This window comes from Adhaeribacter soli, from assembly GCF_008727925.1.
GTDB classification, from domain to species: Bacteria; Bacteroidota; Bacteroidia; order Cytophagales; family Hymenobacteraceae; genus Adhaeribacter_A; species Adhaeribacter_A soli.
The window spans coordinates 201517-216642 of record NZ_VTWT01000001.1 but is presented as its reverse complement, the minus strand read 5'-3'; the positions used below and the strand labels follow the sequence as shown (position 1 = coordinate 216642).

At 46.2% G+C, this 15126-nt stretch carries 9 protein-coding genes; 4 read left to right on the top strand and 5 right to left on the bottom strand.

The window, feature by feature from the left end:
• The first annotated feature begins 103 nt into the window (after positions 1–103).
• Positions 104–1159, top strand: coding sequence for an MBL fold metallo-hydrolase (locus F0P94_RS00810; RefSeq protein ID WP_225307076.1), 1056 nt, complete (start codon positions 104–106; stop codon positions 1157–1159).
• A gap of 103 nt (positions 1160–1262) precedes the next feature.
• Here F0P94_RS00810 and F0P94_RS00805 read toward each other — a convergent pair whose 3' ends face one another.
• The 5 genes from F0P94_RS00805 to corA form a co-directional block, all read right to left on the bottom strand.
• The gene (locus F0P94_RS00805) at positions 1263–1472 is read right to left on the bottom strand and encodes a heavy-metal-associated domain-containing protein (RefSeq protein WP_150901802.1); all 210 of its coding nucleotides are present in this window, start codon (positions 1470–1472) and stop codon (positions 1263–1265) included.
• A gap of 431 nt (positions 1473–1903) precedes the next feature.
• Positions 1904–2710 carry a DUF4249 domain-containing protein gene (locus tag F0P94_RS00800; protein ID WP_150901801.1) on the bottom strand — a complete coding sequence of 269 codons (807 nt, stop codon included), beginning with the start codon at positions 2708–2710 and terminating at the stop codon, positions 1904–1906.
• Entirely contained in the window at positions 2710–5058 is a 2349-nt protein-coding gene (locus F0P94_RS00795) for a TonB-dependent receptor (RefSeq protein ID WP_150901800.1), read from the bottom strand. The genes F0P94_RS00800 and F0P94_RS00795 overlap by 1 nt, the downstream gene beginning before the upstream one ends.
• A gap of 333 nt (positions 5059–5391) precedes the next feature.
• Entirely contained in the window at positions 5392–6360 is a 969-nt protein-coding gene (locus F0P94_RS00790; RefSeq protein ID WP_150901799.1) for a CapA family protein, read from the bottom strand.
• Positions 6361–6937: 577 nt separating this feature from the next.
• Positions 6938–7888, bottom strand: a complete 951-nt coding sequence (corA, locus tag F0P94_RS00785; protein WP_150901798.1) for a magnesium/cobalt transporter CorA — start codon at positions 7886–7888, stop codon at positions 6938–6940.
• An 834-nt stretch (positions 7889–8722) separates the two neighbouring features.
• Between corA and ftsH the strand changes: the two genes are divergently transcribed.
• From ftsH to F0P94_RS00770, 3 genes are all read left to right on the top strand, one after another.
• The gene (gene ftsH / locus F0P94_RS00780; RefSeq protein WP_225307075.1) at positions 8723–10666 is read left to right on the top strand and encodes an ATP-dependent zinc metalloprotease FtsH; all 1944 of its coding nucleotides are present in this window, start codon (positions 8723–8725) and stop codon (positions 10664–10666) included.
• Between the two features lie 796 nt (positions 10667–11462).
• Positions 11463–13106: a T9SS type A sorting domain-containing protein gene (locus tag F0P94_RS00775; protein WP_150901797.1), complete on the top strand. Its 1644-nt coding sequence runs from the start codon at positions 11463–11465 to the stop codon at positions 13104–13106.
• 635 nt (positions 13107–13741) lie between these two features.
• Complete coding sequence (locus F0P94_RS00770) at positions 13742–14986, top strand: MFS transporter (RefSeq protein ID WP_150901796.1); 1245 nt, start codon at positions 13742–13744, stop codon at positions 14984–14986.
• Positions 14987–15126: the final 140 nt, after the last annotated feature.

Genomic DNA, 15126 nt, shown 5'->3' with positions numbered 1-15126 from the left:
ATTTTAATTACCGCTGCCCAATTACAACACCTGAATGCTACCCTTCCGAAACAAAAAAAACCTTATGCTTCTTTTAACCTGCCTTTTTAGCGCAAGCCTTTTGATGACCCAAGTTAATTTCTCTTCCGATAAAGAACCGAAAAAAGCCCGGCTCGCCCGTTTGCAGCAATCCCCGAATTTTAAAGACGGCAAGTTTCAAAACCAGACCAGGACGGAAATGATGGCGGAGAACGCTTCTTTCTGGAAGATTATGAAAGACCGTTTTTCCAGCGACGTGGTTAAATCGCCCGAAGAAGCTATTCCGGTAATTAAAAGAGACCTTACGCAACCGGTACTTTCTGAGAAATTGCAATTTACGTGGTTCGGGCATTCTTCGTTTCTGCTGCAATGGCAGGGAAAGAATATCCTCGTCGATCCGGTTTTCAGCAAGCGCACTTCACCTTTTCAGTTCCTAGGCCCGAAAAACTTCTTAGGCACCGATGTTTACCAGGTAGAAGACCTGCCGGCCATCGATTTCATTTTAATTTCGCATGACCATTATGACCACCTCGACCGCAAAACGATAGAGAAACTGGCCAAAAAAGTAAAGCAGTTTTACGTACCCCTGGGCGTGGGCGCGCACCTGCAGGACTGGGGAATTCCGCAGGAAAATATAAAGGAACTGGATTGGTGGAATGAAGTGCAAATTACGCCAGAACTGTTTTTAGCCGCCACCCCGGCGCGCCATTTTTCCGGCCGCAGCCTCACCGACCGCAACGAAACTCTTTGGACTTCCTACGTACTGAAAAGCAGGGATCAATCTATTTACCTGGGCGGTGATTCGGGTTATGGTGAGCACTTTAAGCAGATCGGAGAAAAATACGGACCGTTCGACATCACCATGCTGGAATGCGGGCAATACAATACCAACTGGCCCAGCATTCACATGATGCCCGAAGAAACCGCCCAGGCGCACCTCGACTTGAAAGGAAAAGTACTCATGCCAATCCACTGGAGTAAGTTCGCCCTCGCCCTTCACGCCTGGACCGAACCTATTGAACGCTTACTGGCTGAAACCGAAAAGCAAGGAATAGTGGTTACCACTCCCCAGATCGGCGAACTGGTTCAGCTTGATAAACCAGCCACGCAAAGCCATTGGTGGCAACAGAAATCCAAATAAAAACAGTAGCTTAAAGCAGGAAAAAACCGGTCAATTTAAATGCTTAGCCTTTCCTGTTAAACTACTGTTTTGAATAAATGTTAACCCAATAAGAATTCTAAAATTAAAGCGCTGAAGCTTTAAAGCCCGCCTTTTCCACGGCAGCAATCACTTCCTTTTCCGTTAAGGTTTCGGTTTCCACCGTCATGATTTTTTCCGGATTTTCAGTATCTACCTGCCAGCATTTAATGCCTTCGGTTTGGTTCAGGGTTGGGGTTACGGCCTTTAAGCAGCCGCCGCAATTGATATTGGTTTTAAAATGAAGCTTTTTCATAATTGTGGTTCTTTACTTATAGAACAAAGTTCGCTACAATTAAGCCCCAATGCGTTACAGAATTTCCGGATTAATTTATAAGGTTTTCCAGTGCATATTTCTTACCGTTTTTTCAATTTCGTAAAGTTTCTTTTATTTGAAGTTGGGCAATTTCGGAAAACATGAAGCGGCTTTTACAGGGTTAGAAAGGGTAATAAAGTGCAAAACTTTAGCTTTTCCCGTCATCTCGACGCCAGGAGAGATCTCATCAAGTTGTTAATACCTATTATTCAGGCTTTTCCACCTTATTCGGGAAATCTCTCCTGGCGTCGAGATGACTCAATATTAATTTTTTGTCCTAATCATAGCCCACCTAATAAGGGCTTTATCCAATAGGCGTCCTTTATCAACTCATCTTTGCAATAAAACCCCACGACCAATTGCCTTAAAAATTACGGAACCGTAACGGTAGCCGAAGTCTGGCCGTGGGTTGAAAAGTATCCTAAGGCATTGTTGCTGAAATGGCTCGTCGGGTTAGCCGGAGAAGCCGCTTGGCTGCTGCCGGACATATCTTCTTCGCGCAAAAACCGGTACATTTTTTCGTTTATGGTTTGCAGCACAATCGTAACCACATCGCCGGATTTCAATTCAATGTCCGGATCGAAGAAATTGCCTTCAATAATGTTGCCGTTATGATTGTCGTCATCTAAATAAAGCAACCGGTTGGAAGCTTTGCCATTAACGATGTAAAAGGCCCGGTAATAATTCCCGGTTTCCGGCGGGTCCTGAAACTTAATGATCGGCATTAACCTATCGCCGCCGAAAGTGGATTTCTGCACCTTTAATTCCTGGATCGCAATGGGTTGCGGCATGCTGGAAACGGCATCGTACTCCTGCCCGTTGGCCTTGATCTTCAGAAAATAATTCCGGCCCGGAACGCCCTGAAAACCGGCTGTTTTATAAACGCCCGGCGCGGTTTCGGTTAAGGTTTCGGAGTTGCCGGCATTATCGCTCAGTATTACTTCGGCGCCATTTACCGTCGGGAAATTATTCGTTTCATTAAAACTCACACTCCGCGTAATTATTACTGAATAGGGCCCGGGCTGGTCGCTTACATTGGCTTCAATTATAACCCGCGGCTCGGCTTCTTTCAGGTCTATGTCCAGCACTTTTTCACAGGAAGACAATAGCATTACTGCCGGCAGCAAAGCCCGTAAAACGGTAGGTTTCAGTATAGAAAAGGTATGATTAAGTTTCATTAGAATTTAAAGTTATAGCTGAAAGATGGCACCATTTTGAAAAGCGCAATTTGTTTGGCTTCGGTCCGGCTCGGGTCGGTTTCGCTTTGCTCGAACTGAATGATGTACGCATTTTCGCGCCCGTACACATTGTAGATTGAAAACGACCAGCTCGACTCGAACTTCTCGGTTTTCTTCCGGATCCAGGTGGCCCCGACATCGAGACGGTGGTAGGCCGGCATGCGGTAACCGTTGCGTTCGGTGTAGAGGTTTTCGATGCGGTCGTTGATCCGGTATTTACCGCTCGGGAACGTTACGGCATTGCCGGTATAATAAACGAAGGTGGAAGAAAAGGTCCATTTTTCGTTCAGGTTATAAATACCCACCAGAGAAATATCGTGGGTGCGGTCTTGCTTGGCCGGGTAATAACTGCCGTTGTTTATCTGGTCGAATTTACGTTCCGAACGCGACAAGGTGTAGCCCACCCAGCCGTTGAATTTTCCGTATTTCTTTTTCAGGAAAAACTCGATGCCATAGGCGCGGCCTTCCCCGATCAGCAATTCGCCTTCCACGTTCTCGTTAAATTCCAGCTGGGCGCCGTTGCGGTAATCGATCTGGTTTTGCAGATCTTTGTAGTAAACTTCGGTCGAGAATTCGTAGTTGTTGTCGAGGAAATTCCGGAAGTAACCCAGCGAAACCTGATCGGCAAGGCCGGGCTTTACAAACGTACCGGAAGGCAGCCACAGATCGGTTGGGCTGCCGGAAGTAGTATTGGAAAGCAGGTGCAGGTACTGGGCGTTCCGACCGTAAGAAGCTTTAACGGAATGTTTTTCGCTGATGATGTAACTTAAGGCCACGCGTGGTTCCGGATTCACATAGGTTTTCACCAACTTACCTGACTCGTAAACGGTGGTATCGATCGGTTCACCGGCGGCATTATTGGTATAAAAATTACCCGGCCCCAGCACGCTGAAACTGCTTACCCGCAGCCCGTAAGCCAGGTTCAGGTTCTCGGTAAGTTTGTAATCGTGCGATACATAAAAAGCATTCTCCCAGGAATACCGGTTCGGCAATTTGCGGCTGTTAATGGTCGAAGATTCGCCGGCGGAAATAGCGCCCGGAACGATCTTATGGTGAATGGAATTCAGTCCGAATTTAAACGTGCTACGCGCCCCCGGATAATATTCAAAATCCTGTTTCAGGTTCCAGTCCTGAATGCGGGAAATGATGTTGAAATCGGTGGCGCCGGCATTAATATCGATGTTGTATTTGTAGTTGCTGTAAATAAGCGAGGTGTTCGAAAAAAGCTTATCGCTGAATAAGTGGTTCCAGCGCAAGGTACCTGTGGCATTTCCCCAGTCGAAGCCGAAAAGGTTCTGAAAACCAAGCACATCTTTGCCGAAATAACCCGATAAAAATACGCGGTTGTTTTCGTTTATGCGGTAATTGGCTTTGGCGTTTACGTCGTAAAAATACAGGCGCGAATCGCGGATGGCGCTGTCGGAAGAAAGCTTCAGGAAAATATCGGCATACGAACGGCGGGCCGATACCGAAAATGAACCTTTTTCTTTCACGATCGGGCCTTCTACGTTTATGCGCGAAGAAATTAACCCGATGCCGCCGCTTACGCCGAATTTCTGGTTATTGCCGTCGTTCATTTTAATATCGAGCACCGAAGACAATCTGCCGCCGTATTCGGCCGGCATACCGCCTTTGTAGATCGTTACGTTCTTAATGGCGTCGGAATTGAAAACCGAAAAGAAACCAAGCAAATGCGAGGCGTTGTACACCGGCGCTTCGTCCAGCAGGATCAGGTTCTGGTCGGCGCTGCCGCCGCGCACGTAAAAACCGCCGTTCCCCTCGCCCGCCGATTTAATTCCCGGGATCAGCTGCATGGTTTTGATCACGTCTTTTTCGCCCATTAAAACCGGAATGGTATTTATTTCCTGCATGTCCAGCTTTTCCACGCCCATCTGGGTACGCACCACGTTTTCGTTTTTGCGGGTGCTGGTTACCTCTACTTCCTGCAATTCCGTTTCCTGGCCCGAAAGGCTGAAATTCAGTTTCGTATTCTGGTTTAATTTAACGGAAGAAGATTTGGCGTTATAACCAATGTATTGCGCCACCAGGTGGTAATTGCCTTCAGGAATGGAAAGGGAATAAAACCCGTAGGAATTGGTCTGGGTGCCGGCATTGGGCAACTCCTTTACAAAAATTGAAGCGCCGATCAGTTCTTCGCCCGTGCGGGCATCGCGGACGTAGCCGCTAATGGTGTAGCGGGCTCCTTGTGAATAAGCCAGCTGGCTGTTGAGGAACAACAGGAACAACAGCAGAAATTTACCGGAAAAGTTTTTTGGTTTTCTTAACATTGCAGATGAGCAAATTTTCCGCAAAAGTCGTTATTTTTTCCTGGTAAATGCTACAATCAAAAAGGTTTTGAGAATTTATTCACTAAAAAAATGCCTTACTTTTTCCTCATTGGCTTTCATTTTCCGAAATAACATTTTTATTTTCAACATCATACATTACTATCCACCTAAACTTCCAAATGCAATCTATCGGGCAACTCCAATGTTAAATTTAAAATGCAAATCATTTAACAACATCAAACACCCAAAGCAAAACCTGCTTACAAATGGGCTAAAATAAGGTAAAGCAAGCAATTTGTATTACCCAAGCGTTGCAAAAATCACAACCCGAATTCAACTTAAAGTAATAATCCCTTCATGGCTGATCCGCGTTCCCAAAACGGCTGAAAGCTGTTGCACCCGTTTCATGCACCATTCATAATCGCTGCCTTCTGCCAGGTTCACTTTATAATTATGAATGCAGGTAGGCACCAGTTTCAGGCTTAAAATCTTCGCGTTTTCCAGTTCAAGCAGGTAAAGAAAAGACAAGTTGTTGCGAAGCCGGGAATCCACGACGTAATCATCAATAAAATCGCCGGTGTCATACAGGATCAGTCTATTTTCAAAAAGCTCGATGCCCTGAAAAATGTGGGCGCTGTGCCCGTGAATAAGGTCGGCTCCGTTTTGCACCATTTCGCGGGCAAAAGCCTGAAAATGGGCCGGCGGCTGCTCGCGCATGTTTGGCCCCCAGTGAATGCTTACCACCAGAAAATCCACTTCCGGGCGTAGCCTCCTGATGTCAGCCAGAGCTGTATTGCGGTCCTCTTCGTTTTCAGGGTTCAGGTAATTGATGCCTCCGGAATCAGGACCGGCTTTCCAGGTTGGTTCGTTGTCGGTAAAACCCAGCATGCCAAGCTTTAAGCCTTTTACCTCGGAAAAAGCAGGCGCGGTAGCTTCCGCCAGGTTCCGGCCGGCGCCGGTATGCTTTATTCCGGCAACATTCAGGGTTTTTAAGGTGTCTTCCATACCATCCTGCCCAAAGTCCAGGATATGGTTATTAGCTACATTCACGAGCTGAAAATTAGCTTCCAGCAAAGCATTCACATGCAGGGGTTCGGAACGGAAATTAAAAACCTTTAATACTTTTTTGGTGCAATGGGTCAGGGTGGTTTCCAGGTTGCCAATATTCAGGTCGGTGCTTTTGAGCAAAGGCAAAACATTTCCCCAGAGGTACCGGTAATTGGTATGCGCAATGCTGTTGCTTACGCCCCTGCCGATCATCACATCTCCTGCCAACCCAATTAAGATCCGTTGCTGCTCCATACCGTGCACTTTTTCTCTTCTTTAACCTACTGTTTCAGGAGCTGAAAGTTAAGAGCTACGGCCGGGCAGCCTGAAAAAAGGCGGTAAAACAAATGAACTTTAAAGGCAAGTAAGAAAGTGGACAAACTTACTTTAAACTACCACCATTGTCATTCTGGAAGAAACTTGAGAATCCGGAGCACAGAAATCACAGGTTTCTTCCAGAATGACAGTGAGGAAACAAACTACTTGTCAAACTAAATCAATCGTGTTACTTATCTCCATTTACTAATTTTAAGGAAAGTCCTTTATTCCCTTTACAAGTGACTACCAACTGGATGGGATCCCTCCTTTCGTCGGGAAGACGCAATAAATTGAACTTTGCAGGAATAGCTATGAAGTAAACACCAAAAGCAACAAGGCAATTATCAAAAGTTCATTGCCGTCTGCTTTTGCTGACGGTTAAGCAGCAAGGCTAAAATACCCGCATAACCTGGCTGATAATGCAACAATACAATCTACTGAATTACAGAATTTTACATATTCCAGTCCAGATACTAATATCCGGATACCAATGTCCAATTCCTTAAAAAGGATTCTACAACCAATTCTTCCGCTTGAAATACCAGAGAAAACCCATTGAAGAAATTACCATCAAAATTAACGCAAACGGATACCCGGCGGCCCACTCCAATTCCGGCATCACCTTAAAGTTCATCCCGTAAACGCTTGCAATTAAAGTTGGCGGCATAAACACCACCGTTACCACGGTAAAGATCTTAATTACCTGGTTTTGCTCGATATTCACTAAACCCAGAAAGGTATTCTGCAGGTACTCAAGCCGTTCAAAGCTGAATTGAGCATGCTGCAACAGCGAATTAATGTCTTTGATAATAATGCGGAGGCGGTCTTTCTCGGCATCTGCCACCGAAAAGCTCCTGAGCAGGGACGAAACCAACCGTTGCTTATCCACAATACTGTCGCGAATGAGAATGGTATTTTCCTGCAGCTCCGTGAGCCGGATCAGCGTTTCCTCTTCAATGGATTGCTCCTTCACCAGCTTTTTACTTACATTGTTTGTAGTGCGGGTCAGGAACTCGATAAAGTCGGCGTCAAAATCGATCTGAGTTTCCAGCAGCAGGAGCCAGATCTGCATGGCTTTGGTGGTAGTGCTCCGGAAGGTTTTCATTTTCCGTACCGTTTCCGCAAAGGCTTTCATTTCCGTGGGCCGAAGGGTAAACAGGATATCCCCTTTCAGAATAAAAGAGATCTGCCGGGTTATGTAAGCGCCGCTTTCGAACACCACAAATGCACTGTTTGCCTCAAAGCCGGTGGTGTCCTCGAAATAACGCGAACTGCTTTCAATTTCAGCCGCTTCCTGGGGCGTAAAGAATTCGATGCCGAAGGCCTGCTCCACCCGTTGCATTTCCTCCGCGGTTGGCGCCTGCAGGTCTATCCAGATCACGCGCCCTCTTTCGGTAGCCAGTAAGTCCTCCGGATTCTTTTCCCAATGCAGCTCATCGTTCTGGAGATAAAAACTTCTGATCATGGACTAACGGTAATGGTTTTAGAAGAAAATGCAACTTGCCTCTTGACGAAAATTTTCGGTTCCGGGTTTTAGGCAGCTACCAGTACAAACATAAAGAAATTTATGCTTTACCCGGTTACCGGGCCCTTACATTAATCTTTCTACCCCTCAGGCCCTTGCTTAATTCGTGGTTTAGTTTTAAGCTGGCTTTATCTTTCTTAATTGCTGTTTTTATGTTAAATAAATAAAAACAAGGTTAGTTTGTCTGAACACGATTTTAAGGATTTATTAGAAAGACAGGATTAAATGATCTTCTGGAATTTCGTTAAAAGAAGAACCGCACGCGCGTAGCGAAAGTCGAAAATAAGAACTCTGAAGTACGTCAAAATGGCTGCTTAAAGCTCAGTTTCAGGCCGGAACGCCTTCGGATTGGCTAATGCATAATTTCTTGCTTTTTTAATACCCTGTTTAACGTTAAAACCGAATTAATTCTTTTTCAAAATTCAATCCTGTCTTTCTTATAAATCCTTAAAATCGTATTCAGACAAGGTCCTGGGTTAAGTGGGAAAAATTTAAAGGAGAAAAACCTTCAACTCCTAAACCCTTCCCTCAAAATTAGCCCGCGTTCCCTTTTTACTTTGAAAGGCTCTTCTTAAAACAGCGTTTAAACTACATACCAGCATCCCGGCTCATGCCCTTTCCAGCTCCGGAAAGAAACGTACGGAAGCTTATTTTTCAGTTTGCAAGGGTTTATTCAACCAGCAGAAAAGAACGGAAATAAGCGGAAGGAAGAAAGCAAAATGGTACCGGAAACTGGTAAAAAAGTAACGAAACAACCTTTTTAATTCAACATTCTTGGCACCTACACCACCAACCAGAAAATTGCCGGGCCGGCCGCCTACTCCCCAGAATGTCTCGGGCATCTGGACCTACCTGATCATTCTGGGAATGATGACCATGTACCTGGTTTATGATTCGGCCAATAAAACCAGCGAAACCACCTGGCTGGCAGTACAAAGAGACATGCTCAGTAAAAATGCGGTACAAAAAATAGAAGTGATCAACGACGAAACGGCCAATATTTACATTAAAAAAGAATTTGCCGATACGCCCCCTTTCAATAAAGTGATGAAGCCCTCCGGTGGAACTTCCATTTTGCAGGGACCGCACTACCACATGACCATCGGCTCCCTGGAATCGTTTGAACGGCAACTCGAAGAAGCCCAGAAAAATGTGCCGCTGGCTAAACAAGTACCGGTTACCTACATTAAAAGAAGCAACTGGCTGGGCAGCATTTTAAGCTGGATTTTCCCTTTAATGCTGCTGTTCTTTTTCTGGAGTTATGTAGTCCGCAAGTCTGCCGGCGGGGCTGGCGGTTCCTCGGTATTCAGTTTTGGCAAATCGAAAGCTACTTTAATTGAAAAAGCTGATAAAAATCAGACCACTTTCCAGGACATTGCGGGTCTCGACGAGGCCCAGATGGAAGTAAAAGAAGTGATCGAATTCCTGAAAAGTCCTGATACGTTTACCCGCCTGGGGGCCAAGATACCGAAAGGCGTGATTTTGGTAGGCCCGCCGGGAACCGGCAAAACCTTACTGGCCAAAGCCGTAGCCGGCGAAGCAAAAGTCCCCTTCTTTTCCATATCAGGCTCTGAATTTGTTGAGATGTTTGTGGGCGTGGGCGCTTCCCGCGTGCGCGACCTCTTCCGGCAGGCCAAAGAAAAAGCCCCTTGTATTATTTTTATCGACGAAATCGACAGCATCGGCCAATCGCGGGGGAGAAACTCGCTTTATGCAGGATCCAACGACGAACGTGAAAGCACCCTGAACCAGTTGCTTACCGAAATGGACGGCTTTGAAACCAACAGCGGCGTAATTGTAATGGCAGCCACAAACCGCGCCGAATTGCTCGATCCGGCCCTGCTCCGTCCCGGCCGCTTCGACCGGCATATTTACCTCGAGCTTCCCAACATGAAAGAACGGCAGGAGATCTTCAAAGTGCATTTACGTCCCTTAAAAATCGACGAAAGTGTAGATGTTAATTTCCTGGCCGCCCAGACGCCTGGTTTTTCCGGCGCCGATATTGCCAATGCCTGCAACGAAGCCGCCCTCGTAGCCGCCCGCCGGAATAAAGAAAAAATAGACCGTCAGGATTTCATGGATGCCCTGGATCGCATTATTGCCGGCTCTGAGAAGAAAAGCAAGATCATATCGCCTCAGGAGAAAAAAGTAATTGCCTACCACGAAGCCGGCCACGCGGTGGTAAGCTGGCGGCTCAAGCACGTCGATCCGCTGGTAAAAATCTCTACCATTCCCCGCGGGAAAGCCCTGGGAGCCGCCTGGTACCTGCCGGAAGAACGGCAGCTTCGCTCCGAAGCGGAATTCAAAGAACGCATGGCTGCTGCTTTGGGTGGCCGGGCAGCGGAAGAACTAATCTTCGGGGAAGTTACTTCCGGCGCCTTGGACGACCTGGAAAAAGTAACGAAAGAAGCGTACATGATGGTGGCCTATTACGGTTTCGACAAAGAGGTTGGCAACGTGAGCTTTTACGATTCTACCGGGCAGCAGGACAACCGGCTGGTAAAGCCCTACAGTGAAGAAACCGGCAAGTTAATAGATGCAGAAGTCCGGAAACTAGTGGACGAAGCCTACCAGCTGGCCAAAGACCTGTTGCAGAAAAATTCCGGCGTATTAGCCGAACTGGCCAACCTGTTGCTGGAAAAAGAAGTGGTTTACAAAGAAGAACTGGTAAGAATCCTGGGCGATCGCCCAAGCCGGGAAATACTGCCAGCTGCCTGATAAATATGATTTTAAAATCCTCCTGTCTTAATCAATTCAAACTTATCCAATTCACCGGTTATGCCTGAACATGGCCGTCCATCGCGCAAGTTTAGCGAAGCGTAACTCGCAGGTAAACCTTTGGTAAGTTTGTAAAGACCTTGTCTGCAGGGCAATCAGAGCTGCTGCCAGGTAATTGGAGAATATGAATTCTGCAGCTTCCGTTATTATAAGCGGCCCATCCGTTTTGTCCCAATCAAGGCTTTATCTTTTAATATAAAACCTGTTCCTTAACTTTAAATTACACTACACCTATTGTCAGGTTAGAAGAAACAGGTGAGCCGGAATTACAGGAATCACAAGTTTATTTCAGAATGCCAAATTAAGGAAAGCGCATTTTATCCGACTATTGCTGCCCCGATATTAAAAGTTTTTAAACAATATGAAAAAGCCCCTGGAAATTTCAGGGGCTTTTTCATATTGTTCTTTATACCAAAATGTTACGAAGCACCTTACTTAAAGCCAAATTTTACATGAACAATGTTCGAACAAAACGCAAGAACCAACATTCCGGCGCTAAACATATAAGAATTTAGATGTTACGATTTAACCCACATTGTCCTTGAAAAAAGGATAACTTAACGTTAGCTTTGGTTATATCAATTCACAAATAGATTTTAATCCACATTCCGAATTCTATGCAAATTATCTGAAACTTCCTGCCAGGTTGGTGTGCAGTTGCGAAGGGAGTTAAATGTTTAGTGCCTTACCCGCTTACTAATATTTAATTTTTATTTAAACCCTTTAAAAAATTTTTATGAAAAACGTAAAATTACTCACGCTCAGCCTGCTTACCGGAGGTTTCCTGTTTGCAGCCAACCCCACCCAGGCGCAGTTCCAATGGGCTGCCAATCCGGACAACATCATGGCCGATCCCGGCGGAAACCAGATCTACAAGGTAGAAAATACCGGGAACGATGTTGGGGAATACAACGGCAAAGAGTTTAAGATCATGGCCTGGGATGGGCTTAAGCCATCTTTTGGCTGGGACTGGGCCAACGGCTCCGTTGTTGGTTCGGAATACATTAAGGGAACCTCTTTGGGTACCGTACGCGATCCGGATATTGTAATGGATGCACATTGGTTCGGCCGGATAATTATTACCTATGAACTTGACCAGGGCAGCGGCCCGGAAATCTGGGCAGAATTATGGGAGTTCGACGGCAGCAACATGAACCTCATTAATGGGCCGCAACAGGTAGATATCCCGGGCAACGGTCCCAGCAGTAACCCAAACATCGACACCGATTTTAAAAACAAATTCGGCATAATCACTTTCGAACAGAACAACGAGATCTATGCCCACGGCTTCGAGTTTTATGGCAGTGGCGGCCTGAACGGCAATATCTTCAAAGTTTCCGGCAGTTGTGTGTCTGGTGTGAAAAGCTCCCAGCCGGATGTAGCCCTGTATTTCGATTGGAACACCGGCCAAACCGTTGTTTCTTTTACCTATGTTTATGATGATGGCTCGAACAAAGTGCTTTTGCTGCAACAGGAAGACTATTACGACGTGTTGAATAACGGCAGCTCAAATTGCAACATTGTTTATAAAGTAGATTATGTAAATTCCGGTTCCGTTCTGGAAACGCCCCGTATTGCCGCCCCGCACCAGAACATCAGCTCCGATCCTTACGATGTTCAGATTGTTGCCCACCGCATCGATAATTCCAATTGGCTGGATCAGATTGTAGCTTACAGCATGAATGCAGGAGCCCATGGACCAGGTAATTTTTATACAACGGTAGTGAACGACCAGCATAGTCTTGAAAAATGCCCGAACCTTTACCCGGCAGTTGCCTTCGTAGATAAAACGGTTGTAGTAGCCTGGGCTTACGAAGATTCAAATTGCGGCATCATTAATAAGGATTATGAGATCGTGGTACGCCAGCTGGATTATACCGGAATCCCGTATTACACGGATTACTCGATAGCTAATTTCGACCTGAACGGAAACCAGTATGCGCCTTCCGTAGCCGGCCGCCACGACATGAACAACGAAACGCTGTACTCCTTCTACGACGACAAGCAGGAGTACATCTTGTATAAATCCAGCCACCACAGCAACCAGAACCTACGCAAGGGTAATACCAAACCGTTTACTCCTGCCACTGCCGGCAATACTGCCTCTAAAGCTGGTTTAAACGTGTACCCAATGCCGGTTCAGAACCAGGCAACCCTGCAATTTACCGTTGCCGAAGGCGAAACCGTGCATGCGCTGGAACTTTACAACCTGACCGGTCAGAAAGTAAGAACCTTCGCGGCTTCAGGTAAAAAAGCGGGAGTACATTCCGTAGAATTCAACAAAAAAGCCGCAGGTTCAGAACTTGCTTCCGGGGTTTACCTGCTCCGCCTTACTACGAATAAATCGAGCCAGGCCATCAGGGTTGCGGTCGGCAACTAAGGAAAAAGACATTGGTATCTGAGTAATATTATCCGGACTGAAAATGTAATTACTCCTGTAAGCCGCTTACCGGAAAGGTTGCTTCGGAAAATATCGGGTAGTTTAATTCCTGATACCTTTGTTTTTTAATCAATTAAGGTTACTTCCATTTATAATGGCGGTAACCTTTTTTCTTATAACCACTTTCCTCCTTCCTTCCAGAAGCTCCGGCATTAAAACCGGCGGTAGCGGTTGCGGCCAAGGCAGATTTTCCGGCAAATACCTACCGTTTTAACAGCCTCTTAATTCAGGCCGGGTAATTACGTACGTATTAAGCGGTATTTTCACATTTTTGATATCCTTCGATCCTTCTGAAAAAGCAAAAGAATTGCACTGTTCTCTGCAGTCTTCCAAATTTAAAAAAACATCCAAGCCACTTACTAATCAGGTATTTACAGGCTTAAACGCCATTTTACGCAAATTAACGGCAGAAAACTCTAAGTTAAAACCAAACGACAATCCCCGAAAAAGGCAAAACAAAATTTCACCAAATAGCATAATAGGGTAATAGCGTTTCAGCTTCGCAGGGTTTTAGGCATCTCCGGCTTCATTAAAATTCCCATAAAGCTACTTGTTCCACGTTAACTTGTGATCATATGCGGGCATATTACCTCTTCCTGAAAAACAACTTCAACCCGGTAGCATTTGGGTGGTTGCTTACGTTTTTTTCGAGCTTCGGACAAACTTTCCTGATCTCGCTTTTTGTACCGTTCATCTTAAGCCAGTTCCAACTCTCACGTTCCGAATTTGGCAGTTATTATGCGGCCGCAACGCTGGTTTCTTCGCTGTTCCTTTTGCAGTACGGTCACCTGGTAGATCATAGTCCGTTGCGGCCCTTTACCACCCGCACCATTTTGCTGCTGGTTTCGGCCTGTTTGCTCCTGGCTTTTGCCGTGCATCCGGCCATGGTTTTTCTGGCGCTTATCGGGCTCCGCTTAGGCGGCCAGGGGTTAATGAGCCACATCAGCCTTACAGTTATGTCGCGCCACTTTACCGTTGACCGGGGCAAAGCTTTGAGTTTGTCTTCTTTGGGTTTTCCGATGGGCGAAATGATCTTCCCCCTGATTATAGGCGTAGCGCTTTCTTACTGGAACTGGCAGGTAGCCTTGTTTATAAGCGCGGCCATGCTGGTAATTCTGTTGTTTGTGATCCGGCAGCAAAACGTAGAAGCCTATGATGTGGCCACCCCAACCGCCGAAGTAAGCGGTAAAGAAAAATGGGCCTTTTACCGGAGCCTGGTGAACGGAAAAGCGTTCTGGATCCTGCTACCGCCGGTGGTAACCTTCAGCTTTATTGGTACGGGCATTTTCTTTTACCAGTACATTTTTGCCGAAGAAAAAGGCTGGCCGCTGGAATATTACTCGCTTTGCTTTACCGGTTATGCCGTGGTCCGTTTCCTTTTTTCGCTATACGGCGGGCTGCTTACCGACCGGCTTTCAGCCCGCACCCTTTTCCCGTTCTACCTCATCCCCTTAATGCTGGGCCTGCTGGCGCTGGCCATAATTCCGGGCAAATTTGCGGCTTTGTTCTTTCTACTGTTAACCGGAATTTCTGCCGGGCTGAGCGGAATTATCAGCAATGCGATTATTGCTGAACTTTACGGCAGCGAAAAAGTGGGCCTGGTAAGAAGTTTTTTTTCCATGATCATGGTTTTCAGCAGCGCCGTGGCCCCGATCATTGTCGGTTCCCTCCTCGACCATCATATCGCCATGAACGACATTGCCCTGGGTTGCGCCGCCCTGGTGCTGGTTTCCTGCCTCAATAGCTTCCGGATCAGGCTATTGCAGCAGGATTTAAATGAAACGGCTAACCTGGAAATCCTGAAAACGGATATCGTCTGAAAATAATCCCTTCCCATTAAACTTAACCTTTATTTGGAAGTGGCGGTATAATTTCCGCTTTCAAATTCAGCGTTTAACCTGTTGTTAACCCGTATTAACGTATAATTCGATGTATTTGAACATTCTGCCCTAACACAGCT